Annotated in this window: 25 protein-coding genes and 1 pseudogene; 8 read left to right on the plus strand and 18 right to left on the minus strand. The window is 70.1% G+C overall.

The window, feature by feature from the left end; all coding sequences use genetic code 11:
- The coding region (locus Q673_RS0117870; protein ID WP_031217489.1) for a DUF4010 domain-containing protein at window positions 1–366 on the plus strand (366 nt) is incomplete at its 5' end.
- A gap of 82 nt (window positions 367–448) precedes the next feature.
- Here the strand turns inward: Q673_RS0117870 and Q673_RS20005 are convergent.
- On the minus strand, window positions 449–1,456 hold the full coding sequence (locus Q673_RS20005) for a zinc-dependent alcohol dehydrogenase family protein (RefSeq protein WP_023004394.1): 1,008 nt from the start codon (window positions 1,454–1,456) through the stop codon (window positions 449–451).
- Between the two features lie 75 nt (window positions 1,457–1,531).
- Window positions 1,532–2,722 (minus strand): M24 family metallopeptidase, encoded by a 1,191-nt coding sequence (locus tag Q673_RS20010; protein WP_023004395.1) that lies wholly within the window; start codon window positions 2,720–2,722, stop codon window positions 1,532–1,534.
- Window positions 2,723–2,858: 136 nt separating this feature from the next.
- Between Q673_RS20010 and Q673_RS20015 the strand changes: the two genes are divergently transcribed.
- Entirely contained in the window at window positions 2,859–3,584 is a 726-nt protein-coding gene (locus Q673_RS20015) for a YebC/PmpR family DNA-binding transcriptional regulator (protein WP_023004396.1), read from the plus strand.
- A 24-nt stretch (window positions 3,585–3,608) separates the two neighbouring features.
- Here Q673_RS20015 and Q673_RS20020 read toward each other — a convergent pair whose 3' ends face one another.
- The 3 genes and pseudogenes from Q673_RS20020 to dbpA form a co-directional block, all read right to left on the minus strand.
- Window positions 3,609–4,049 (minus strand): DUF4399 domain-containing protein, encoded by a 441-nt coding sequence (locus Q673_RS20020; RefSeq protein ID WP_023004397.1) that lies wholly within the window; start codon window positions 4,047–4,049, stop codon window positions 3,609–3,611.
- 157 nt (window positions 4,050–4,206) lie between these two features.
- Window positions 4,207–4,578 (minus strand): annotated as a pseudogene (locus Q673_RS20025) (RIO1 family regulatory kinase/ATPase domain-containing protein); the annotation flags it as partial.
- Between the two features lie 61 nt (window positions 4,579–4,639).
- Entirely contained in the window at window positions 4,640–6,043 is a 1,404-nt protein-coding gene (dbpA, locus tag Q673_RS20030) for an ATP-dependent RNA helicase DbpA (RefSeq protein WP_023004399.1), read from the minus strand.
- A 234-nt stretch (window positions 6,044–6,277) separates the two neighbouring features.
- On the opposite strand from dbpA, the gene Q673_RS20035 reads away from it, so the two are divergent.
- Window positions 6,278–7,498 (plus strand): GGDEF domain-containing protein, encoded by a 1,221-nt coding sequence (locus Q673_RS20035; protein WP_023004400.1) that lies wholly within the window; start codon window positions 6,278–6,280, stop codon window positions 7,496–7,498.
- Between the two features lie 39 nt (window positions 7,499–7,537).
- Here Q673_RS20035 and Q673_RS20040 read toward each other — a convergent pair whose 3' ends face one another.
- A complete protein-coding gene (locus Q673_RS20040; RefSeq protein WP_023004401.1) occupies window positions 7,538–7,930 on the minus strand; it encodes an HIT family protein in 393 nt (130 codons plus the stop codon).
- A gap of 165 nt (window positions 7,931–8,095) precedes the next feature.
- On the opposite strand from Q673_RS20040, the gene Q673_RS20045 reads away from it, so the two are divergent.
- From Q673_RS20045 to Q673_RS20055, 3 genes are all read left to right on the plus strand, one after another.
- Window positions 8,096–8,413: a hypothetical protein gene (locus Q673_RS20045; RefSeq protein ID WP_023004402.1), complete on the plus strand. Its 318-nt coding sequence runs from the start codon at window positions 8,096–8,098 to the stop codon at window positions 8,411–8,413.
- A gap of 123 nt (window positions 8,414–8,536) precedes the next feature.
- Complete coding sequence (locus Q673_RS20050; RefSeq protein ID WP_023004403.1) at window positions 8,537–9,424, plus strand: LD-carboxypeptidase; 888 nt, start codon at window positions 8,537–8,539, stop codon at window positions 9,422–9,424.
- Window positions 9,425–9,626: 202 nt separating this feature from the next.
- A complete protein-coding gene (locus tag Q673_RS20055) occupies window positions 9,627–9,998 on the plus strand; it encodes a septal ring lytic transglycosylase RlpA family protein (RefSeq protein WP_023004404.1) in 372 nt (123 codons plus the stop codon).
- On the opposite strand, the gene Q673_RS20060 is transcribed toward Q673_RS20055, so the two are convergent.
- A complete protein-coding gene (locus tag Q673_RS20060) occupies window positions 9,991–10,623 on the minus strand; it encodes a LysE/ArgO family amino acid transporter (RefSeq protein WP_023004405.1) in 633 nt (210 codons plus the stop codon). The genes Q673_RS20055 and Q673_RS20060 overlap by 8 nt on opposite strands.
- Window positions 10,624–10,758: 135 nt before the next feature.
- Here Q673_RS20060 and Q673_RS20065 point away from each other — a divergent pair, with 135 nt between their 5' ends.
- Complete coding sequence (locus Q673_RS20065) at window positions 10,759–11,628, plus strand: LysR family transcriptional regulator ArgP (protein ID WP_023004406.1); 870 nt, start codon at window positions 10,759–10,761, stop codon at window positions 11,626–11,628.
- Window positions 11,629–11,651: 23 nt separating this feature from the next.
- Here the strand turns inward: Q673_RS20065 and yghU are convergent, their stop codons facing one another.
- The 11 genes from yghU to Q673_RS20120 all read right to left on the minus strand — a co-directional run bounded on the left by yghU (window position 11,652) and on the right by Q673_RS20120 (window position 22,116).
- Window positions 11,652–12,527: a glutathione-dependent disulfide-bond oxidoreductase gene (gene yghU / locus Q673_RS20070; protein WP_023004407.1), complete on the minus strand. Its 876-nt coding sequence runs from the start codon at window positions 12,525–12,527 to the stop codon at window positions 11,652–11,654.
- A 126-nt stretch (window positions 12,528–12,653) separates the two neighbouring features.
- The gene (locus Q673_RS20075) at window positions 12,654–13,055 is read right to left on the minus strand and encodes a nuclear transport factor 2 family protein (RefSeq protein WP_023004408.1); all 402 of its coding nucleotides are present in this window, start codon (window positions 13,053–13,055) and stop codon (window positions 12,654–12,656) included.
- Between the two features lie 88 nt (window positions 13,056–13,143).
- On the minus strand, window positions 13,144–13,977 hold the full coding sequence (locus tag Q673_RS20080; RefSeq protein ID WP_023004409.1) for a 3-keto-5-aminohexanoate cleavage protein: 834 nt from the start codon (window positions 13,975–13,977) through the stop codon (window positions 13,144–13,146).
- Between the two features lie 145 nt (window positions 13,978–14,122).
- Window positions 14,123–14,755 carry a protocatechuate 3,4-dioxygenase subunit alpha gene (gene pcaG / locus Q673_RS20085; RefSeq protein WP_023004410.1) on the minus strand — a complete coding sequence of 211 codons (633 nt, stop codon included), beginning with the start codon at window positions 14,753–14,755 and terminating at the stop codon, window positions 14,123–14,125.
- 32 nt (window positions 14,756–14,787) lie between these two features.
- Window positions 14,788–15,516 carry a protocatechuate 3,4-dioxygenase subunit beta gene (pcaH, locus tag Q673_RS20090; protein WP_023004411.1) on the minus strand — a complete coding sequence of 243 codons (729 nt, stop codon included), beginning with the start codon at window positions 15,514–15,516 and terminating at the stop codon, window positions 14,788–14,790.
- 118 nt (window positions 15,517–15,634) lie between these two features.
- Window positions 15,635–16,558 (minus strand): pca operon transcription factor PcaQ, encoded by a 924-nt coding sequence (pcaQ, locus tag Q673_RS20095; protein WP_023004412.1) that lies wholly within the window; start codon window positions 16,556–16,558, stop codon window positions 15,635–15,637.
- 35 nt (window positions 16,559–16,593) lie between these two features.
- Window positions 16,594–17,772 carry an alpha/beta fold hydrolase gene (locus tag Q673_RS20100; RefSeq protein ID WP_023004413.1) on the minus strand — a complete coding sequence of 393 codons (1,179 nt, stop codon included), beginning with the start codon at window positions 17,770–17,772 and terminating at the stop codon, window positions 16,594–16,596.
- A 13-nt stretch (window positions 17,773–17,785) separates the two neighbouring features.
- Entirely contained in the window at window positions 17,786–18,988 is a 1,203-nt protein-coding gene (pcaF, locus tag Q673_RS20105) for a 3-oxoadipyl-CoA thiolase (RefSeq protein WP_023004414.1), read from the minus strand.
- An 18-nt stretch (window positions 18,989–19,006) separates the two neighbouring features.
- Entirely contained in the window at window positions 19,007–19,780 is a 774-nt protein-coding gene (locus Q673_RS20110) for a CoA-transferase subunit beta (RefSeq protein WP_023004415.1), read from the minus strand.
- A complete protein-coding gene (locus Q673_RS20115; RefSeq protein WP_023004416.1) occupies window positions 19,780–20,610 on the minus strand; it encodes a CoA transferase subunit A in 831 nt (276 codons plus the stop codon). The genes Q673_RS20110 and Q673_RS20115 overlap by 1 nt, the downstream gene beginning before the upstream one ends.
- Before the next feature lie 177 nt (window positions 20,611–20,787).
- A complete protein-coding gene (locus Q673_RS20120) occupies window positions 20,788–22,116 on the minus strand; it encodes a class-II fumarase/aspartase family protein (RefSeq protein ID WP_023004417.1) in 1,329 nt (442 codons plus the stop codon).
- A 130-nt stretch (window positions 22,117–22,246) separates the two neighbouring features.
- On the opposite strand from Q673_RS20120, the gene Q673_RS20125 reads away from it, so the two are divergent.
- The gene (locus tag Q673_RS20125; RefSeq protein ID WP_023004418.1) at window positions 22,247–23,038 is read left to right on the plus strand and encodes an IclR family transcriptional regulator domain-containing protein; all 792 of its coding nucleotides are present in this window, start codon (window positions 22,247–22,249) and stop codon (window positions 23,036–23,038) included.
- The last annotated feature ends 5 nt before the right edge of the window (window positions 23,039–23,043 follow it).

Below are 23,043 nucleotides of genomic sequence, written 5' to 3' on the forward strand. Positions count from 1 at the left end.
CAGCCAGTGGCGGGGCAGAACCCGCTGGAGCTGCGCACCGCGCTGTTCTTCGGCGCCCTGCTGGCAGCGATCATGCTGCTGGGGGAGTGGCTGCGCGGCTGGCTGGGGGAAGCCGGCATCTACCTGCTGGCCACCACCTCGGGGATCGCCGACGTCGACGCCATCACCCTCTCGCTGACGCGGATGTCGCGGGACGTCATCGCCGGGGAGACGGCGGTGGTCGGCATCATCCTCGCCGCGGCCACCAACAACCTGGTCAAGGCGGGGCTGGCCGGCGCCTTCGGCACCCGGCGCACCGCCTGGCGGGTGGGGATACCGATGCTCGCCTCCCTGGCCATCGGCCTGGCGGTGGCCTGGCTGGCCTGAGGCGAGGGGCCGCAATGCCGAGACGACGACGCCCGCCACGGCGGGGCCGGGCGGGCGTCGTCGGTCCTCGAGCCGGGGCGCGCTACCAGGTGAGGCAGATCTTGCCGAAGTGGCGGCCGGCCTCCTGGTGGCGGAAGGCGTCGGCGATCGCCTCCAGCGGGAACTCGCGGTCGATCACCGGGCGCAGGTCGCTGGCCTCCAGGGCGCGGATCATCTCCAGCTGGTGGCGGCGACTGCCGACGATCAGCCCCTTCAGGCTGGCCTGCTTGGCCATCAGCTTGGCGGTGGGAATCTCCCCCTCACGGCCGGTGAGCACGCCGATCAGGGCGATATGGCCGCCGACGCGCACCGCCTCGATGGACTGCGGCAGGGTGCCGGGGCCGCCCACCTCGATTACCTGGTCGACCCCCTCGCCGCCGGTCAGGGCCTTCACCGTCCTGCCCCACTCCGGATCCTCGCGGTAGTTGATGACATGCTCGGCGCCCAGCTCGCGCAGCCGCTCGAGCTTCGCGTTCGAGGAGGAGGTGGCGATCACCCGCGCCCCCATCAGCCGTGCGAACTGCAGGGCGAAGATGGAGACGCCGCCGGTGCCCAGCACCAGCACCGTGTCGCCGGCCTTGAGGCCGCCGTCCACCACCAGGGCACGCCAGGCGGTGAGCCCGGCGGTGGTCAGAGTGGCCGACTCGGCGTGGGACCAGCCCGCCGGCTGGCGGGTGAAGGCGCCGGCCTTCGCTACCACCTGCTCGCGGGCGTAGCCATCGACGCCATCGCCCGGGGTGGTGGCGAAGTTGCCCAGCCGCGCCGGCCCCTCCAGCCAGGGCGGGAAGAAGGTGGAGACGACCCGGTCGCCCTCGGCGAACTCGGTGACGCCCTCGCCCACCGCCTCGACCACGCCGGCACCGTCGGACATGGGGATGCGCCCGTCGTCCACCGGGATCATCCCCGCCACCACGGCGTAGTCATGGAAGTTCAGCGAGCTGGCGTGCAGGCGCACGCGGATCTCGCCGGGGCCCGGCTCCCCCGGCGCCTGCTGTTCGTTCAGCTGCAGGTTGTCGAGCCCGCCCGGGCTCGTCAGGGTCACGACCTTCATGTCCGCTCCTTGTGGCTGGAATCGATGGATATCCGGAATAGCCTGACACAGGGGTGCGGGCGATGCCCGCCGAGATCAAGCCCCGCGCTCGTTGAGCCGCCAGTCGTTGTCGGTGAGGGGCACGGCGCCATCGGCGGTGACCCGCACGGTGTCGCTGAGCCCCACGCCCCACTCCCCCGGGCGGCGCAGGCAGAGCGGCAGGTGGAAGACCATGTCCTCGGCGAACTCGCGGGCCTGGCCCCGGGCGATGTAGCCGGTGCCCTCCACCCAGCTGGGCGGGAACTGCGCGCCCACAGCGTAGCCGAACACCCCCGAGAAGAACAGCGCCTCGGCGTGGGGCGCCAGCACCGCCTCGGCGGCACGGGCGGCGTCGTCGAAGGTGCGCCCCGGGCGCATCTCGGCGACGAGCGCCTCGAAGAGCCCGCGACACACATCACGCACCGCCTGCATCTGGGCCGTGGCCCGCCCGGCCACGGCGGTGCGCATCATCGGCGCGGTGTAGCGCTGGTAGGCGCTGCCGAACTCCAGGAACACCGGGTCGCCCGGTTCGATGACGCGACGCTTGTGGTTGACGTGGATGATGCTGATGCGCCGCCCGCTGGTAACGATGGGCTGCAGGCTCATGAACTCGCCACCGTCGGCGAGCAGGGCCCGGGCCCCCTCGGCGGCAACATCGTTGTCGGTGACCCCGGGGGCGATGACCGCCTCGGCGGCGGCGAGGCCGGCCGCGGTGATGCGCGCGCTCTCGGCGAGGCAGTCGAGCTCCGCCGGCGTCTTGACCAGGCGGATAGCATCCACCAGGGCCCCGCCGTCGTCGCGGAAGCGCTCGGCGCCGAGCCGCGCCTGCAGCTCACGGATCACCCCGAGGCGCAGCCCCGCGCCATAGAGGTCCAGGCCGATGGCGCTCCGCCCCGCCAGGGTCTCGGCCAGCGGCGCGATCACCTCGTCGATGCCCTCCCAGCGGTAGCCGAGGATCTCGTCCACCGTGGCGGTGACCACCGCCGGGCCGGTCTCGATGGAGGGCACCTGCAGCACCCGCCGTTCGGCCGTGACCACCAGGGCGGTATGCACCGAAACCTCGAAGGTGTGGTAGCCAGTCAGGTAGAAGATGTCCGCCGGGTCAGTGAGCAGCAGGGCATCGAGGCTCGCCGTGGCCATGGCGGTGCGCACCCGGGCCAGGCGGGCCGCGAACTCCTCGGGCGGGAAGGGCAGCTCGCTGCCCTGGAGGCGGGCCGCGAGGGCGTGGCGGTAGGCGTGGTGGTCCATGGCGATCTCCGCGGTGATGGGCCGACTCCGGCAGTGTAGTCGTGACGGGCGTCATGCACGGCGGCGATTGGCCCTGTTCGCGCCCCCCGCGGTCTCGTAGAATCCAGCCTCGTGTTGAACTCGACAGGATGATGACATGGGCAGGGCCTTCCAGAACCGCAAGGAATCCATGGCCAAGACGGCCGCCGCCAAGACCAAGGTCTACAGCAAGTACGGCCGCGAGATCTACGTGGTCGCCAAGCAGGGCGGCACCGACCCCAACGGCAACCTGGCGCTGCGCGGGCTGATCGAGCGCGCCAAGAAGGACCAGGTGCCCAGCCACGTGATCGACAAGGCGCTGGACAAGGCCAGCGGCGTGGGCGGCGAGGACTACTCCCCGGCCCGCTACGAGGGCTTCGGCCCGGGCAGCTGCATGGTCATCGTCGACTGCCTCACCGACAACCCCAACCGCACCTTCGGCGAGGTGCGCACCTGCTTCAACCGCGCCAAGAGCAAGCTGGGCACCCCGGGCAGCGTCAGCCACATGTTCGACCACTGCGCCATCCTGGCCTTCCCGGGCGACGACGAGGAGGCGGTGCTCGAGGCGCTGATGGAGGCCGATGTCGACGTCACCGACATCGAGAACGAGGAGGGTCGGATCACCGTCTTCGCCCCCCATACCGAGTACGCCAAGGCCAAGCAGGCACTGCTCGACGCCTTCGGCGAGCTGGAGTTCGAGGTCGACGAGATCCAGTTCGTGCCCCAGACCACCACCGCGCTTGCCGGCGACGATGTGGCGCTGTTCGAGAAGCTGGTCGACGCCCTCAACGACTGCGACGACGTCCAGAACGTCTTCCACAACGCCGAACTGCCCGAGGAGTGAGGCGGCGGAGCCGCCTCGAACACGCTACTCCACGGTGATGGTGATGACCTCCGAGGTCACCGGCGGGTCGAAGCTCAGGTGCCGGTGGTCCATGAACAACAGCTGCAGGTCATGCTCGCCCGGCGCCAGCTCCAGCGTGGTCTCGGTCTGGCCGCCGCCGAAATGGCGCATGCCGTCGTTGGCCGGCAGCGGCTGGTCGAGATCCACCGCGTCCAGCGGCGTGTCCACCAGCAGATGGTGGTGGCCGGTGCCCTCGGCCTGGGTGCCGGCGGGGGCCACGCCCATCCCCCTGAGGCCCATGCGCACGGTCACCGGGCCAGAGAGGGTCGCGCCCTGCTCGGGTGAAAGGAAATAGACCTCGGCCCCCTCCGGGGCCGCGACACGTTCCATCTCGGCCATGGCCGGGGCCGCCAGCAAAGCACTGCCGGCCAGGCCCAGCGCCAGGGCAAGGATCCGTGGGTTCATGATGCTCTCCTCTGCCATCCCCGATGGCATGCAGGGCGGCAGGTGCCGCCGGATACGCCATGCGGGCTATCCAGAGCCCGCTCCCATCCTGTCAGGCTAGTCGAGAGCAGCAGGCTTGGCAGGGAGCATCGGTTGGCAACGGCAGCGCACGCCTCGCTCAGCGTCCCTTCTGGGACTCCTGCCACGCCTCGGCGGCCTCCTCCACACCGGGTTCGTCGCTGCGATCGAGGGCCGCCTGGCGCCGGGCCTCCTCGTCGCGCACATCGTCGATCACCGTCATCAGCTCGTCGACATCGACGGGGGTGGTATCGTGCACGAAGCGCCCGGTGAGGCGGCTCTCCGGGTGCAGCTCACCGGCCTCATAGAGCGCCCAGATCTCCTTGCCGTAGTCGGTGGCCAAAAGCTCCGGGGCGAAGCGCCCGAAGTAGCGGCGCATGTTGTCCACGTCGCGCTCGAACATCCACTCGGCGCCGTTGTTGCCGGCGGCATCCACCGCCTGGGGCAGATCGATGATCACCGGCCCGTCGGCGGCCAGCGGCTGCAGGCGCCTGGGTATCTTCATCGTTGCTCCCTAAGTTGGCCGATGCCTGTCATCGGCTGACCCGCCGGACGCGCACGCGGCGTCCCTTGATCCGGCCGTCACGCAGGCGCGCCAGGGCCCGGTCGGCCACCTCGCGTCGCACGGCCACGTAGGCGCTGTTGGCCAGCACCTTGATCTTGCCCACCTGGTCGCCGGCCAGACCCGCCTCGCCGGTCAGGGCGCCGAGGATATCGCCGGGGCGTACCTTCTGCTTCTTGCCGGCGCCCAGCTGCAGGGTCGCCATGAGCGGCACCAGGGGGTCGCCGGCGAGCACCGCGCGCGGCGGCAACGCGGCCTCCTCCAGGGGCTCGCCGAGAAACTCGGTGAGACGCGCCAGCCGGTACGCCTCGCCCTCGCCGACCAGGGTGCAGGCGACCCCCGCGCTGCCGGCCCGGCCGGTGCGCCCGACGCGGTGCACATGCACCTCGAGCTCCCGGGCGATGTGGTAGTTGAACACCGCATCGAGCTCGGCGATATCGAGCCCGCGGGCGGCCACGTCGGTGGCCACCAGGATGGAGGCGCTGCGGTTGGCGAAGAGCACCAGCAGCCGGTCGCGGTCGGCCTGTTCCAGGTCGCCGTGCAGCGCCAGGGCGCTGAAGCCCGCCGCGTCGAGCGCCTGGGCCACCTCGTCGGTCTCGCGCTTGGTGTTGCAGAACACCACGCTAGACGCCGGGCGGAGGTGCAGCAGCAGCCGGCTGAGCGCCTCCAGGCGCGCCTGGTCGCCGTCGGCGACCCGGTAGACCCGCTCGTGGATGCTGCCGGCGTCGTGGCTCTCGGCCACCTCCACGCCGACCGGGTCGCGCATCAGCGCCGCGGCCAGCGGGCGCACGGCATCGGAGAAGGTGGCGCTGAACAGCAGCGTCTGGCGGTGAGCCGGGGTCTCGGCGACGATCGCCTCGAGGCTCGCCTGGAAGCCCATGTCGAGCATGCGGTCGGCCTCGTCCAGCACCAGGGTCGCAAGCCCATCCAGGACGAGCGAGCCCTTACGCAGGTGCTCCTCGATGCGACCCGGGGTGCCCACCACCAGGTGCGCGCCGTGGGCCAGGGAGGCGAGCTGGGGGCCGAAGGGGGCGCCGCCGCACAGGGTCAGCACCTTGACGTTGGGCAGGGTCCGCGCCAGCCGGCGCAGCTCGCTGGCCACCTGGTCGGCCAGCTCCCGGGTCGGGCAGAGCACCAGTCCCTGCACCCGGAAGCTGGCCAGGTCGAGCCGCGAGAGCAGCCCCAGGCCGAAGGCCGCGGTCTTGCCGGAGCCGGTCCTGGCCCGGGCGATCACGTCGCGGCCGGCCAGGATCGGCGGCAGGCTCTCGGCCTGGATCGGCGTCATGGCGGTGAAGCCCAGGGAGTCGAGGTTATCGAGCAGCGAAGTCGCCAGCGGCAGCGTGGCGAAGGCGGCGTCGGGTGAGGTATCGGACAAGGGGAGATCCTGCAGGCAAGAAAGGGCGCCGGTGACGACGGGCGCGTCGGGGTCATGACGGGGAGCGACGAGGGCCGGACGGCATGGCCCGGCAAGGCGGGCTGATGGCAGGTCGGCAGGATAGCAGAAAGCGTTGGGCAGTGCCCCGGCCGGGCCAGCGATGGCGCCTCTGCTATGATGGCCGCCACGCCCCATTCATCGCCCCACGCTGGGGCCAGAAAAGTTGCCGTGCCCATGCCGACACCCCGCCGCCAGCGCTCCACGGACGACAACGCCGCTTCCGCTCCCGGAAGGCGACGCCACCCCGCCCCGTCGCTCCCCTTCGCCACCCTCCGCGCCGGCGGGGAACTGCGCGCCGGCCTCAGCTCGCTGCGCGACACCTTCAGCAATCGCCACCACTCCCTGGACTTTGCCTACTCCCACGCCCACTACCTGCGCAATCGCGTGCTGGCGGTGGGCCTGCTGTTCCTGCTGCTCACCCCGTTGTGGGCGCTGGTGGATATCGTAATGCTGCCGCGCGACCTGTGGGGAATCACCCTGAGCGGGCGCGGCCTGCTGCTGGCGGGGCTGGCCGGCGTGCTGCTGCTGGCCAGGCAGAGCCGCGAGCGGATCGGGCGCATCCGCGTGAGCGCCGGCCTGCTGCTGGCGCTGCCGGCGGCCTTCTACGCCCTGGTGCTGGGTATCGTGCCCGATGGCGACGTGGCGCGGCTGGCAGGCTACGCCTTCATCCCCTTCCTGCTGGTGGCTGCCCTGAGCGTCTTCCCCTTCACCCTGGTCGAATCGCTGGCGGCGGGAGTGGCGCTGCTGTGGCTGCTGGCCTTCGCCCAGCGGGTCGACGGCAGCTGGCTGACCCCGGCGGGGCTCGAGGGCCTGTGGCTGCTGGCCAGCCTGCTGGCGGTCTCGCTGGCGGCCAACCACTTCCAGCTCAGCCTGCTGATGCGGGTCTACCGCCAGGCCACCCATGACCCGCTCACCGGGCTATTCAACCGCGGCGCGCTGACCCTGCACCTGGAGAAGCTGCAGGCCTGGCGCCGGCAGCAGGGAGAGGCCGCCCCCGCCTGCAGCGTGCTGATGATGGATATCGACCACTTCAAGCGCATCAACGATACCCATGGCCACTCCGTGGGCGACCTGGTGCTGGCGGAGTTCGCCCGGGTCGTCAGCGACCAGACCCGCGCCGAGGACTGCGTGGCGCGCTACGGCGGCGAGGAGTTCGTGGTGCTGCTGGTGGATGCCGACGTGGCACGCGGCGGCCGCGTGGCCGAGCGCATCCGCCTGGCGGTGGAAGCCCACCACTTCCCCGACCATGACCACCAGCGGGTGCCGGTCACCACCAGCATCGGCGTGGCTCGCCTCGGCGAACGGGAGACGCCCCAGCAGGCGCTGGAGCGTGCCGATGCCGCCCTCTACCGGGCCAAGGCGCAAGGCCGCAACCGCGTGACCCACGCCGCATGAGACAGGGTGGTCCCTGCCCGCAGACCCCGGATCCGCGCGTCAGTCCAGGGCGGCGCGCAGCGTCTCGGCGGCCGCCGCCAGGTCGGCCGAATCGGCCATGGGCAGGTTCTCCACCTGGATGTCGCTCATCGCGTCGAGCGGCGTCAGGTGGACATGCACATGGGGCACCTCCAGGCCGACGATCAGCATGCCCACCCGCTGGCAGGGAAAGGCCCGCTTGATCGCCTTCGCCATGCGCCGCGAGACCGCCATCAGGTGCTGGTAGAGCGGCTCGGGCAGGTCGTCCCAGTGGTCGACCTCCTCGCGGGGGATCACCAGCACATGGCCGGGCTTCATCGGCTGGATGGTCATGATGACCACGCACTGGTCATCGTCATGCACGAAGTGTCCCGGGATCTCGCCCTGCATGATGCGGGTGAAGATGCTGGCCATGGCGCCCTCCTGACGGTGTATGGGTAGGGGAAGGGGGGGGTAAGTGACGACTAACGTCGCCTGCAGCGGCGGCGGCAATCGAGTATGCTGGAGGCGGCAGTACCGCACGACCAAGGAGCAGAATACACGATCGATCAGTCAATCCAAGCCAGCACGGAGGTTCACATGAAGGTCTACAAACCTGAATGGCGGTGCACGTTTAGCGTAAACGAAGGCGCGGATGAATCGGCCAGCTGGAAGGAGCGGATCGCCTGGCAGCTGCGCGAGTTCGCCGACCGGCTCGATGGCGGCGGCCGGACCCTCAAGATCGATTGCGACGTCACGCCGGCGGTGAGTCGCGACGAGGTGGATACCTGCTTGGGCAAGGGCTTCGCCGTGACCCAGAGCCTGCTCACCCAGCTCGCCCACCAGGCGGCCTGCGAGGACGTGATGCGCGATGCCAAGGCGGAACTCTTCGAGGAGGAGGACGCCCCGCGACACTGAGGGCTCCCGCTCCTTCTACACCCCGGGCCTGCTCGGGGTGTTTTTGTTTCCAGCGGGCGGCCGGGGTGCACGGCGGCCACAGGCATGGCATCCTCGAGGCCCGCTCCGCCACCGGATACCGTCATGTCGCTCGCCATCAGCCTGATCGCGCCCTCCTCCGTCACCGACGACGACGCCGTGGCGCGCGGTATCCAGGGACTGGCGTCGCTCGGCGTCACGGTGCGTTGCCCGAAGCCGCTGCAGTGCCCGACCCGCTACCTGGCCGGCTCCCGGGAGTGGCGCCTGGCCCAGCTTCACGCCGCCTGTGATGACCCCGAGACCCAGGCGGTGTGGGCGATCCGCGGCGGCTACGGGGCCGCCCAGCTGCTCGACGGCATCGACTGGGCACGCCTTGCCGCTAACCCCAAGCCCCTAGTGGGCTACTCCGATGTCACCGTGCTGCTCGACCACTGGCACCGCCATGGCCTGCCGGCCCTCCACGGCCCGGTGGTCAAGGCCGCCGCCGGCCTGCTCGACGCCTCGCCGGCCGAGCGGGAGGTCCTGGCACGGCAGTACCAGGAGACCCTGGCGCTGATCGAGGGGGGCGTCGCGCTGACCTATCCCCTCTCGCCCTGGGGCGAGGCCCCCGCGCTGCTCTCCGGCCCCCTGGCGGGTGGCAACCTCACCACCCTGGCCAGCCTGGTGGGCACCCCCGCCGCCTTCAGCGCCCCGCCGGGGGCACTCGTGATCCTGGAGGATGTGGGCGAGCCCTGGTACCGCCTGGAGCGCGCCCTGTGGCAGCTGGTGCAGGGCGGCGCCCTGGACCGGGCCGCCGCGGTCTGTCTCGGCACCTTCGAGGGCTGCCCGCCCTGGGGCGACGCGCGACTCGAGGCGATCCTCCTCGAGACCCTGGCGCCACTGGGGATCCCGCTCTACCACGGCCTGCCGGTGGGCCACGGCCTGCACAACCGCCCCTGGCGCTACGGTGCCATCGGCCATATCTCCCCCGGCCGGCTGGCCGTCGCCGGCTGACGCCCGAGCCCATGGGATGCCCTGCCGGCGCCCCGTGTATAAGATTGTCGCGATCTAGCGCCCATCGTCGCCCATCTTCGCGATCGCTTGCGTCGACGCGAGGTGGTGGTTATTATTTGTGCAACGCAGCGGGGGAGCGCCCCTCATCGCATTGCCGCCCGCCAGCACACATCGCCCCAGCGAGAACCGTGAGGTACCACCGATGGGAACCCGATCGCGCCTGACCCTGACCTGCTGCCTAGCAGGCCTCCTGACCCTCGGCACTGTGACCACCGCCAGCGCCGAGACTCAGAAGGGATACGCCTCCTACTATCACGACAAGTTCCAGGGTCGTACCACCGCCAGCGGTGCGCCCTTCGACCAGAACCAGCTTACCGCGGCCCATCGCCATCTGCCCTTCGGCACCGAGGTCATGGTGAAGCGTCCGGACACCGGCCAGGAAGTGAGGGTCGTGATCAACGACCGCGGCCCCTTCGTGAAGGGGCGCATCATCGACCTCTCCAAGCGCGCCGCCCAGAAGCTGGGCCTTCTCAACCGGGGCGTCGCCCCGGTGATGGTCACCCAGATCAACTGATCCCCGCCACGGCGGGCGGCAGCCCCGCGCCGCTCGCCAGCTGCAGCGCGATGAAAGCCATCATCCCCCCGATGGCCCCATCGATGACCCGCCACGCCGCCGGCTGCTTAAGCCACGGCGCCAGGGCTGCCCCACCCCACGCCAGCAGGCTGAACCACAGGATCGATGCCGACCCCGCCCCGGCCAGGAAGCCACCGGTGCTGCTCTGCTGTGCCCCTATCGCCGGAATCAGCAGTAGGGTATCCAGGTAGACCTGGGGATTGAGCAGGGTCACCGCCAGGGTCGCCAGGATCACCCGGCGACGCCCCGGCGACGCGACCGCGTCGCCATCCAGCCCCTGCCGCCCGGTGGCCGCGCGCCACAGCGCCTGGGCGGCCAGCCAGGCGAGAAACACCACCCCGGCCCAGCGCATCGCCTCCATGGCCTGCGGCACTTTGAGCAGCAGCGCGCTGACGCCGAGCATGCCCGCGCTGAACAGCAGCAGGTCGCTGGCCATGCACAGGCCGGCCGACCACCAGTGGTGCTGGCGCCGGATCGCCACCCCCAGCACATAGGCGTTCTGGGCGCCGATCGCCATGATGATCCCGCCGCACACCACCAGCCCGGTCAGATAGCTCTCCAGCATCGGTCCTGCTCCCGCCTGTCATCGATGGGTGCAGCCTAGCCGATCCCTAACATGCGGAAAAATCATCCTGTTAATGCCCCATCAGCTCCGCTTATGCTTATGTCACAAGATCAGGGCCGCAAGGGAGACCCTGTGATGCTGGACTACAAGCTGCTGGAGGCACTGACGGCGGTGGTGGAGTGCGGCGGCTTCGAGCGAGCCGGCGAGGCGCTGGGGCTGTCGCAGTCGGCGATCTCCCAGCGCATCCGCTCGCTGGAGGTGCGCCTGGGCCAGCCGGTGCTGGTGCGCGCTCCGGCCCTGGCCCCGACCCCGGTCGGCCGGCGGCTGCTCAACCACGCCCGGCGCGTGCAGCTGCTGGAGCGCGACCTGGGCCAGGCGCTGCCCACCCTGGCGAGCGAGGCGCCGCGACTGCGCATCGCGGTGAACGCCGACAGCCTCGCCACCTGGTGGGCCGAGGCCGTGGGCGCGCTGTGTCGGGAGGAGGGCGTGGTGCTCGACCTGGTGGTGGAGGACCAGGACGTCGGGCTGCGCCGGCTGCGCGACGGCGACGTGGCCGCCTGCCTGTGCGCCAGCCCCCGGCCCATCGCCGGGGCCCGCGCCCTGCCGCTGGGCCAGATGAGCTACCTGCCGCTGGCCACCCCCGGCTATCGCCGGCGCCACTTCCCTGAAGGCCCCTCGGCGGAGGCCTTCCGTCAGGCCCCGGCCATCGTCTTCGGGCCCCACGACCAGCTGCAGCACCGCTTCCTGGCCGGTTGCGGCTACCACGGCCCCTTCCCCTACCACCTCTGCCCCGCCTCCGAGGGCTTCGTCAGGCTGGCCCTGGCCGGCATGGGCTACGGCATGATCCCGCGGTTGCAGGTGGCGGGGCCGCTGGCGCGCGGCGAGCTGGTCAGCATCGCCCCGGGCCAGGCGCTGGCGGTGCCACTCTACTGGCACCACTGGCGCCATAGCGGGACGCTGGTCGAGCGGCTGACCGACGCGCTGGGCGCGGTCAGCCTGGCCTGAAGGGCACGTGGCGACGACTTGCGCTACGAGTCGGTGCCGACCTTGTCCTGGGTCTGCGTCTCGAAGTCGCTGGCGGCGTGGCGCTCGTGGAGCTGCATCGATGGCTCCCCGAAGGTGCGGTTGACCATGCGCCCGCGCTGCACCGCCGGGCGGGCGTCGATCTCCCTGGCCCAGCGCTGCACGTGGGTGTACTCCTGCACCTGCAGGAACTCGCCGGCGTCATACAGCCGCCCCAGCACCAGCTGGCCATACCAGGGCCAGTTGGCGATATCGGCGATGGTGTAGGCGTCGCCGGCCAGGTAGCGATTCTCGGCCAGGCGACGGTCCAGCACGTCGAGCTGACGCTTGGTCTCCATGGCGTAGCGGTCGATGGGGTACTCCAGCTTCTCCGGCGCGTAGGCGTAGAAGTGGCCGAAGCCGCCCCCCAGGAAAGGGGCGCTGCCCATCTGCCAGAACAGCCAGTTGAGGGTCTCGGTGCGGGTGGCATGGTCGCCCGGCAGGAACTCGCCGAAGCGCTCCGCCAGGTAGAGCAGGATGGCGCCGGACTCGAACACCCGGGTCGGCGGCTGGGTGGTGTGATCCATCAGCGCCGGGATCTTGGAGTTGGGGTTCACCTCGACGAAGCCGCTGCCGAACTGGTCGCCGTCGCCGATGCGGATCAGCCAGGCGTCGTACTCCGCCTCACGGTGACCCAGCGCCAGCAGCTCCTCGAACATCACCGTCACCTTGACCCCGTTGGGTGTGCCCATGGAGTAGAGCTGGAAGGGGTGCTCACCCACCGGCAGCGCCTTGTCGTGGGTCGGCCCGGCCACCGGACGGTTGATGCTGGCGAATGCGCCCCCGCTCGGCTGCTCCCACTTCCACACCTTCGGCGGCACGTACTGGTTGTGATCGCTCATGCGCTCTCCTGATTGCGAAGCCGCCCCGGGCATCGGGGCGGCGGCGTAAGGCTGCGCTTCACCATAGCGGGTCCGGATGGCGAATTCGAGGGGGCGGCGCCCGCCGGCGTCACTAGGCGACCGCGCTCAGGCCGGGGCGGCCCAGGCGGCGCGCGTGCTGTGCACGGCGCTCTTGTGGGTGATCTGCCAGCGGCCGTCGCGCTTGATCAGCGCCAGCACGTCGACCCAGGAGTCCGCCGGGGTCTCGGTGTTGTCGAAGCCCAGCAGCACGCTGGCGACCTCGCCGGCCTGGGTCACCTGGATCACCCGCCCGCGCACCGGGCGGTGGCTGGCCGCCCAGCGCTCGAAGCGGTCGCTGACCCGGTCCTTGCTAAAGCCGCCCTCGGCGTCCAGCGCCAGGATCCAGGCGTCCTCGTGGAAAGCCTCCTCGAGCTTGTCCCGACGCCCCTGGAACCCTTCCACATAGCACTTCACCACCCGCACGATCTCGTCGTGGTCGGGCGTGCGTTCGTCGACGGTGGTGTTCATCGTCATCCTCTGCGGCTCTCGACATCACATCGCCGCCGCCTGCGAGACGCCGGCGGCGGCATGGCCCTTCGCTGACGCGGCGAGGGGATCAGGCGGGCTGTCGCAGGCCGAGGATCTCGCGGGCCTGCTGCCAGGTGGCCACGGGACGCTCGTACTTCTCGCACAGCGCCACCGCACGCTCCACCAACGCGGCGTTGGAGGGCGCCAGGGTGTCGCGGTCGAGACGCACGTTGTCCTCGAGGCCGGTACGGGTGTGACCGCCGGCGGCGATGGACCACTCGTTGAGCATCAGCTGGTTGGGGCCGACACCGGCACCGCACCACTGGGCATCCGGCGCCAGGCGCTTGAGGGTCTCGATGTAGAAGTCGAAGGTCGGCTTGTCGGCGGGCATGGCGTTCTTCACGCCCATCACGAACTGCACGTAGAGCGGCGCCTTGAGCTTGCCCTGCTTCGACAGGTTGACCGCCTGATGGATGTGCGACAGGTCGAAGGCCTCGATCTCGGGCTTGATGTCGTACTTGAGCATCTCGCCGGCCAGCCACTCGACCAGCTGGGGAGAGTTCTCGTAGACGCGGGTGGGGAAGTTGTTGGAGCCCACCGACAGGCTCGCCATGTCGGGCTTGAGCGGCAGCATGCCGCCACGCTCCTCGCCGGCGCCGGAGCGGCCGCCGGTGGAGAGCTGCACGATCATCCCCGGGCAGTGCTTGTTGAGCCCCTCGAGCAGGCGCCCGAACTTCTCCGGGTCGGAGGTGGGGGTCTGGTCATCGTTTCGCACATGGCAGTGGGCGATGGTCGCCCCGGCCTCGAAGGCCGCCTGGGTGCTCTCGATCTGCTCCTCGATGGTGATCGGAACGGCGGGGTTGTTCTCCTTGCGGGGCAGGCTGCCGGTGATGGCGACGCAGATGATACAGGGGTTGGACATCATGACCTCTCTGGGCACCACGGCGGCGCCTTGGTTCTCGAAGCGGGGGCGTTGCCCCCGTGGCTGTGGTTCGGCGCCGGAGACGCCGAACGCCACCCCGTAGGGCGGCGCAGCTGAGAGGAACCCTGGAGGCCAGGGCGCCTCGTCAGAAGTCGAAGAAGACGGTCTCTCCCTCGCCCTGCAGGCGAATGTCGAGGCGGTAGCGCACCTTGCCGTCAACCTCCTCGCGCCGGGCGATCAGGGTCTGGCGACGCGCCGGCGACTCGATGCGGGTCAGCACCGGGCAGGCGGCGTTGGCCTCGGCCTCGTCCTCGAAGTAGAGGCGGGTCTGCAGGTGAATATTGATGCCGCGGGCGAAGATCGCCAGGTTGATGTGCGGCGCCTGGGGCTGGCCGCTGGCGTGGGCGACCGGGCCCGGCTTGATGGTCTTGAGCGACCATTCGCTGCCGTGGTCGAAGGTGGTGGCGGTGCGACCGAAGCTGTTGAACGGCTTTTTCAGGTCGAACTCGCGCCGGTACTCGCCCTTGGCATCGGCCTGCCAGGCCTCAATGAAGGCGTCGCGCACCAGGTCGCCGTTGCCGTCGATCACGGTACCGACCACCTCGATCCGCTCGCCCTCGGCCCCGTCACGGGCCATCTCGTTCCAGATCTCCTCGTCGCGGGTCGGGTTACCGGCGGCGGCCAGCGCCAGGCCGATATGCACGTAGGGCCCGGCGGTCTGGGAAGCGGTCTCGCGAAGCATCAGTTCGCTGGTGGGTCGGGAATTCGGCTGGTTCATCTCGTTGCCCCTGTCACTGGTTCTCGAACCGATCACTGGTTTTCAAAAAAGGTCTGCAGTTCGCCGCGTACCACCAGGTCGAAGCGATAGGCCAGGCAGTCCATGGGAGTGCTGCGGGCCATGTCCAGGCGACCGATCATGGTCTCGACGGCGTCGGCATCCTTGATGGTGTTGACGATGGGACAGAGCGGGATCAGCGGGTCGCCCTCGAAGTACATCTGGGTGATCAGGCGTGTGGAGATCGACGGCCCCATCACCGAGACGTGGATGTGGGAGGGGCGCCAGCTGTTGGGATCATTGGGCCAGGGATAGGGGCCCGGCTTGATGGTGCGGAAGCGGTACCAGCCCTGCTCGTCGGTGAGGCAGCGACCCACGCCACCGAAGTTGGGGTCCAGCGGCGCCAGGTAGCGGTCGTTCTTGTGGCGATAGCGGCCACCGGCGTTGGCCTGCCACATCTCCACCAGAGTGTGGGGGACCGGCTTGCCGAACTGGTCGACCACGCGGCCGAACATGATGATGCGCTCGCCCACCGGCAGCCCGGGAGCCCCGCTGTCACGGAAGTTCAGCAGCAGGTCGTTGTCATGGGGGCCCATGCGCAGATGCCGGAAGTCGGGACCGGAGAGCTCCGACACGGTGGGCTTCTGCATGCTGACCAGGGCCTGCCGCGGGGAGCGGGCCACGGAGGTCTTGTAGCCGGGGGCATAGGCCGGCGGATGCCAGTTGCGGTCGCGCTCGACGAAGCGCTTGTTCTCTTCCTGCATGACGATCGTCTCCGGGGGTAGATGATTGACCTGGGTCAGTGTCGCGGCATTGACACCGGCTGACCATTGACGTCTCGGCCACCCAACATAACCCCCAGGTTATGGGCAGACCCCGCCCTCACTTCAGGCTCGCGGCCACCTGCCGGAGGCGCTCGCAGAAGGCCTCCAGCGCCAGCGAAGGGCGCAGGGTGGCATTGAGGCAGAGCCCCACCGAGCCGCCCTGCTGCTCCAGCGGTAGGGCCAGCTCGTAGAGCTCTCCCGCCGCCACGCTCTCGCCCACGGCCTCCTCGGGTGCCACCCAGATCGCATCACTGCCCAGGGTGTAGCCGCGACTCAGCGGCAGCGACAGCGTCTCCAGGCGTCGCGCCGGCAGGACCAGGGAGTGGCGCACGCAGAAGCTGTCCACCTGCTGACGCAGGGTCGTCTGGGGCGGCGGCAGCACCCAGGGGTAGGCGCCCAGCGCGTCGGCCGACAGCGGGCTCACGCCGGCCAGGGGGTGCCCGGCGCGCACCATCAGCAGCAGCCGCTCGTAATAGAGATGCTCGAAGGCCAGGTCCTGGATCTCGCGCGCCTCGATCATGCGCCCCACCACCAGGTCCAGCTCCCCGCGGCGCAGCCGCGAGAGCAGGAAGGCGCTAGGGCCGGTCACCACGTTCACGCCGACGTCGGCATGCTCCGCCTCCTGTGCATGCCAGTGCCGCAGTGCTTCGGGGAGCAGGCGGCTCTCCACGGTGGAAAGCGCCCCCACCCGCAGCCGACGCACGCCGTCACGGGCCTCGCCGATAGCGCCGATGCCCTCCTCCAGGGCGCGGATTGCCGGCCCGGCATGGCGCAGCAGGGTGAGGCCGGCCTGGGTTAGCGCCACCCCCTTGGGGGTGCGCTCGAAAAGGCTGGCGTCCAGCGCCTCCTCCAGCTCACGGATAGTCTTGGAGATCCCCGGCTGGGTGATCGCCAGCCTCTCCGCGGCCCGGCCGAAGCTGCGCTGGCGAGCGACCTCCAGGAAGGCCTGGAGATGGCGCAGCTTGATCCTGGCGTTGAGCATTCGCCCCTCCCCCGGCCGTCAGGCCTGGCCGCGTGTCATGCCTCGGCCTGGCCCCAGCCCAGCTCCTTGGCCAGGGCGAAGGCGTGGTTGGCCGCCGGCACGCCGCCGTAGATGGCCACGTGCATCAGCACCTGGCGCAGCTCCGCCTCGGTCAGGCCGATACGCTTCGCCGTCTTGAGGTGCAGCGTCAGCTCCTCGCGGCCCAGCGCGGCCAGGATGCCGGTGGTGATCATGCTGCGCTCGCGACGGGTCAGGTCGTCATTGCTCCACAGCTCGCCCCAGGCCAGACGGGTGATCATCTGCTGGAAGGGGGCGTCCAGACTAGTGGCGTTCTCGGTAGAGCGCGCCACGTGGGCCTCGCCCAGCACCTGCTTGCGGGTCTCAAGGCCCGTAGCGTAATCCACGCCGTTGGCACCCACATCACCCAGCTCCACCGCCATCACCGCCAGCAGCTTCTCGGCGAAGAGGCCGGGCACCTCCACGGAGGGCACGTGGCCCACGCCCTCGAGGATCTCGAGGGGCGCGCCGTCGAGCTCCGCGGCCAGGGCCTCGAGGGTCGAAGGTGGGGTAGCCAGGTCCTCGCTGCCGCCCAGCAGCTGTACCTTCACCGGCTTGCCGCTGAGCTTGCCGGTAAAGGCGTGGCTGCCCAGCATCTCGCAGAGCTTGGCATAGGAGTCATCGTCGCCGCGGCCCATCTGAGTGCACCAGCCCGCCTTGAGGGCCGGCTCCGCCTCGAAGCAGGCCGGGGCGAACCAGCGCGGCACGATCTCTTCGGACATCGCCGCCAGGCCCTCCACGCGGATGCGGCCGGCGCGGGTGTTCCACAGCTCGGCATTGCCGATCACCGCCCCGGTGTTGGTCAGGGTGGCGGAGAGCAGGCGCTCGGCGTGCTCGCTGATCAGCTGCTGGCCCACCACCCCACCGATGGAGGTGCCGGCGAAGTGGAAGCGCTCGGCACCGGCGAGATCGGCCAGGGCCAGGGCCTCCGCGGCCAGGTCGGCCGGGGTGATCGGGCGCTCGCCCCAGGCCTGGCTGGCGCCGTGGCCGGGCAGGTCCCAGGTCAGCACCCGGTAGCGCGGCAGCAGCATCGGCAGGACGTCGTCCCATACCGCCTGGCTCATCCCCAGGGGGTGCGCCAGCACCACCAGGGGGTTGGCCTCGCTGCCGAGCAGGCGATAGGCGATGCTGCGTCCGTCGATAGTAAGAAATGCCATGGGAAGTCTCCTGTTATACCCGCTCGATCAGCGTAGCAATGCCCTGTCCCACGCCCACGCACATGGTGCACAGGGCGTAGCGCTTGCCGCTCTTCTGCAGCTCGTGGGCCGCGGTCAGCAGCAGGCGGGCGCCGGACATGCCCAGCGGATGGCCCAGCGCGATGGCGCCGCCGTTGGGGTTGACCCGCGGGTCGTCGTCGGCAACCCCCAGCTCGCGCAGGCAGGCCAGCGCCTGGGCGGCGAAGGCCTCGTTGAGCTCGATCACGTCGATCTCGTCCAACGACACCCCGGTGCGCGCGAGCAGCTTCTGCACCGCGGGCACCGGGCCGATGCCCATGATGCGCGGCTCGACCCCGGCGGTGGCCATGCCGAGGATCCTCGCCATGGGCGTCAGGCCATGCTGCTCCACCGCCGCGGTGCTTGCCACCAGCATGGCGGCGGCGCCGTCATTGACGCCCGAGGCGTTGCCGGCGGTGACGCTGCCGCCCTCACGGAAGGGGGTGGGCAGGGCAGCGAGCTTCTCGAGTGTGGTCGCGCGCAGGTGCTCGTCCTGGTCGAAGCGCAGCGGTTCCTGCTTGCGGCGCGGAATCTCGATGGCGGTGATCTCCAGCGCGAAGCGGCCGGCTTTTTGTGCGGCGGCGGCCTTCTGCTGGGAGCGCAGGGCGAAAGCGTCCTGGTCCTCACGGGAGATCTTGAACTGCTCGGCGACGTTCTCGGCGGTCTCCGGCATCGAGTCGACGCCGTAGGCCTGCTTCATCTTGGGGTTGATGAAACGCCAACCGATGGTGGTGTCCTCGATCTGCTGGCCGCGGGAGAAGGCGCCGTCGGCCTTGCCCATCACGTAGGGGGCGCGGGACATCGACTCCACGCCGCCGGTCAGCGCCAGGTCCATCTCGCCGGCCTTGATGGCGCGGAAGGCGGTGCCCACCGCGTCCATGCCGGAGCCGCACAGGCGGTTCAGGGTGGTGCCGGGGATGGATACCGGCAGGCCCGCCAGCAGCAGCGACATACGCGCCACGCTGCGGTTGTCCTCGCCGGCCTGGTTGGCGCAGCCCATGAAGACATCGTCGATGGCCGCCGGGTCGAGCCCCGGCGCCTCGGCCAGCACCGCCTTGAAGATGCTGGCGGCGAGGTCGTCGGGGCGCACGCTGGAAAGCGTGCCGCCGAAGCGGCCCACGGCACTGCGCCGCGGATGGCAGAGGAATACGTCGGTCATGGTGATCTCCTGTTCGGCTTACTGACCCGAGTGGGCGCGTTCGGTACGAGCCTTCAGCTCGCGCAGGATCTCGAGCTCACGGGCCGAGGGCTCCGGGGTGCTCTCGAGCCGGTCGGCGAAGCGGATCTCCCAGCCGGTGGCCTCCTGGACCTGCTCGGCGGTAACACCCGGATGCAGCGACACCACCACGAGCTCCCTGGTCTCGGGGTCCGGCTTCATCACGCACAGGTCGGTGATCACCCGGGTCGGCCCCTTGCCGATGTTGGGCACGCCGTCGCGCCCCTTGCCGTCGCGGCCGAAGCCCAGGGTGGTGACGAAGTCGACCTTGTCGACGAAGGCGCGCTTGGAGTGCTTCAGGGTGATGAAGACCTCGCCGGCATTCGTGGCGATTTCCGGCGCCCCGCCGCCGCCCGGCAGGCGCACCTTGGGTTCACGGTAGTCGCCGATCAGGGTGGTGTTGAGGTTGCAGTAGCGGTCGATCTGGGCGGTACCCAGGAAGCCCACGTCGATCTTGCCGCCCTGCAGCCAGTAGCGGAACATCTCCGGCACCGCCACGGTGGTCAGCGCCGTCTCGGCCAGCTCACCGTCACCGATGGAGAGCGGCAGCACGTCCGGCTTGGTCTGCAGGGTGCCGGATTCATAGATCAGCACCACGTCGGGGGCGTGGGTCAGGCGCGCCAGGTTGGCCGCCTCGCTGGGCAGGCCGATGCCCACGAAGCAGGTGGTGCCGTTCTCGAGGGCGCGGGCCGCGGTGACCGTCATCATCTCGGCGGAGGTATAGTCGAGGCTCATCAGGCGTTCCCCCCTGCGTTCATCACGTTCTCTTCGATCCAGGCCGTGAAGGTGTCGCGATCCCGGGCGATGGCGTCCCACTCCTTGTAGAAGGCGTTGTTGCGCGGGTAGTAGCCGTGGGCATAGGAGGGCAGCGAGCCCTTCTCGGCCACGGCGACGGCGTCGATGGCCCAGCCCGGGATGATGCAGGCGTTGGGGTGGTAGCCCGGTTCGCTGCGCAGGTCGTCGACGATCTCCTCGACGGTGACGATGCTCTTGCTGGCCGCCAGCACCGCTTCCTTCTGCACGCCGACGATGCCTTCCACCAGCACGTTGCCGGCGCGATCGGCCTTCTGGGCGTGAACGATGGAGACGTCCGGGCGCACCGCGGGTACCGCCGCCAGGCGCTCGCCGGTGAAGGGGCACTCGATGAACTTGATCTGGTCGTTGACGCTGGGCAGCTCGCTGCCCACATAGCCGCGCAGCACCGCCAGCGGCAGCCCCGCCGCGCCGGCCTCGAAGGCGCAGGCCATGGCGGCGTGGCTGTGTTCGAGGATCTCGACCTTGTGGGGCCAGCCCTTCTCCACCGCATCGCGCAGGCGGTGCAGGGAGCCCACGCCGGGGTTGCCGCCCCAGGAGAAGATCACCTTCTTCGCGCAGCCCGCACCGATCAGCTGGTCATAGATCAGGTCGGGGGTCATGCGGATCAGGGTGAGGTCGCGCTTCTTCTGACGGATCACCTCGTGCCCTGCGGCGAAGGGGATCAGGTGGGTAAAGCCCTCCATGGCCACGGTGGCGCCGTCCTCGACGTAGCGCGCCACCGCGTCATGCAGGCTCAGGAACTCGGCCATGGGACCTCCTGCTGGCGGTTGCTCTCATGAAAGTTCGAATGGCGAACTTTGTTTTGTGATGCGAACAAATTACTCCCGTCGCGGCCGGCCGTCAAACGCCGGCCGTGCGCCCACGAAAAAGGGGAGGCCCGGCCTCCCCTCGCGATCCCACTGGGTAAACATCAAACTTTCAGTCGACTACTCGCCTTCCAGCCAGGCGATGGCGCGCCGCACCTGGGCACGGCTACTACCAATGTATAATGACGGTGCCGTGACCTCCGCCAGGGTCTCGGCCGTAAGCCTGCCCTGCACCTCGGGATGGGCCTCCAGGGCCGCGGCGTAGGCGATGCCCTGCCGACGCGCCGTCTCGGCGGCCTCGGCGCTGACGCGCTTGGCGGCCTCCTGGCCCAGTAGCGGGGCCAACCGCCGGGCCACCGGCTCGGCCATGATGCCGCCGCCGGTGGCGGCCAGGTTGCGGCGCATCGTCTCGGGATGCACTTCCAGCCCCTCGAGCAGCACCGCGGCCTGCTCCAGGGCCCCCTCCAGCAGCAGGGCACTATCGAGCAGCGGAGCCCACTCGGCATGCCACTCGCCCAGGCCCCGCTCCAAGGGCTGGGCGGCGGCGTTGAGCAGCACCGTGGCATGGCCGTGTACCTGGCGCGCGGCGCCGCGAATCAGCGCGCAGCGTACCGGGTTGCGCTTGTGGGGCATGGAGGAGGACTCGCCCATGCCGGGGGCCGTGGGCTCGGCCACCTCCCCCACCTCGGTCTGGGTCAGCAGGGCGACGTCCAGGGCCAGCTTCTCGGCGGCACCCGCGGCGGCATCCAGGGCGGTGCCCAGGGCGTGGATCGGCTGGCGATCGGTGTGCCAGGGCAGCACCGGCGCGGCGAGCCCGAGGCGCTCGGCGAGGGCATCCATGAAATCGAGCCCCTGATCGTTCCAGCCCGAATGCACGCCCACCGCGCCACCGAACTGCACCGGCAGCTCGCAGCCGGCCAGGCGGCGGCGCACCTGCTCCAGGCCGATGGCCCAGTGGGCCACCTTGACCCCGAAGGTGATCGGCAGCGCCTGCTGCATCAGGGTGCGCCCCACCATCACGGTCTGCTCATGTTCCCGCATCAGCGCCAGGGCGGCGGCACGGCAGCGCCGCAGCAGGGCATCGAGCGCCGCCAGGCGCGGCTTCAACAGCAGCATCAGGGCGGAGTCGACCACGTCCTGGCTGGTGGCCCCCAGGTGGAAGTAGCGCTTGAGCTCGGCGGGCAGGACCGCCCTGCCCTGCTTGACGAAGGGAATCGCCGCGTTGCCGCCGCTGGCGATGCCGGCGGCGACGGCATCGATATCGAAGCGGTGCCCCTCGAGGAGTCGACGCATCTGGCCGCAGGCGCCTGCCGGCACGATCCCGCGAACCTCCTGGACTTCGGCCAGGGCCAGCTCGAAGGCCAGCATGGCCTGGACCATGGCCTCGGCGTTGCAGTCGACCAGGGCCGACTGGCTCATGAAGGGGTGCTGGATCAGGGCGGCGGGCATCGGTGATCTCCGGCAGTGGCAGTGGCAGGGGCCAGCGGGGGTTAGGCAAAAAGTCGTACAAGTGTTCGCAATTCGAACACTATGCTAGATTGGAGCGTGGATTCGAGCAACACGACCAAGGACACGAAGGATGGCAACCCCAGCACAGGATGAGGTCCTGACCCCCGACGATCGCGATTTCGTCACCGCCCTGGCGAGCGGCCTGGAGGTGATCCTGGCCTTCGACGAGGCGCACCCGCGCATGACGCTCAGCGAGGTCGCCGCGCGCACCGGCATGAACCGCGCCCGCGCCCGTCGCTTCCTGCTGACCCTGCACGCCCTGGGCTATGTGCGCAAGCAGGGGCGCAACTTCGAGCTGGCCCCCAAGGTACTGCAGCTGGGCTATGCGTTCCTCTCCGCCAACGACTACCGCAGCGTGATCCAGCAGGTGCTAGAGGCGATCACCTCGGCGTGCGGCGAGTCCTCCTCGCTGGGGGTGCTGGATGGCGAGGAGGTCACCTACGTGGCGCGCTCCTCCTCGCGCCACCGGCTGATGGCGATCACCCTCTCGGTGGGCACCCGCCTGCCCGCCGCCTACACCTCCATGGGCCGGGTGCTGCTGGCCCAGCTGCCGGACGATGAGCTCGAGGCCTGGCTCGAGCGGGTCAACCTGGTACGCCATACCGACAAGACGGTGACCGACAAGGCCGAACTCCGGCGCCTGATCCTCGAGGTACGCCGCCAGGGCTACGCCATCGCCGACCAGGAGCTCGACTCGGGGTTGCGCTCCATCGCCGTGCCCGCCTTCGATGCCAACGGCAGGCTGCTGGGCGCCATCAACATCAGCACCAACGCCGCCCGGGTCGACCACGACACCCTGATGCGCGACTACCTGCCGCTGCTGCAGGAGAAGGCCCGCGAGATCCGCGCCACCGTGAGCTGAGCGCC

Source organism: Halomonas sp. PBN3 (assembly GCF_000475415.1).
Classification (GTDB): Bacteria; Pseudomonadota; Gammaproteobacteria; order Pseudomonadales; family Halomonadaceae; genus Halomonas; species Halomonas shengliensis.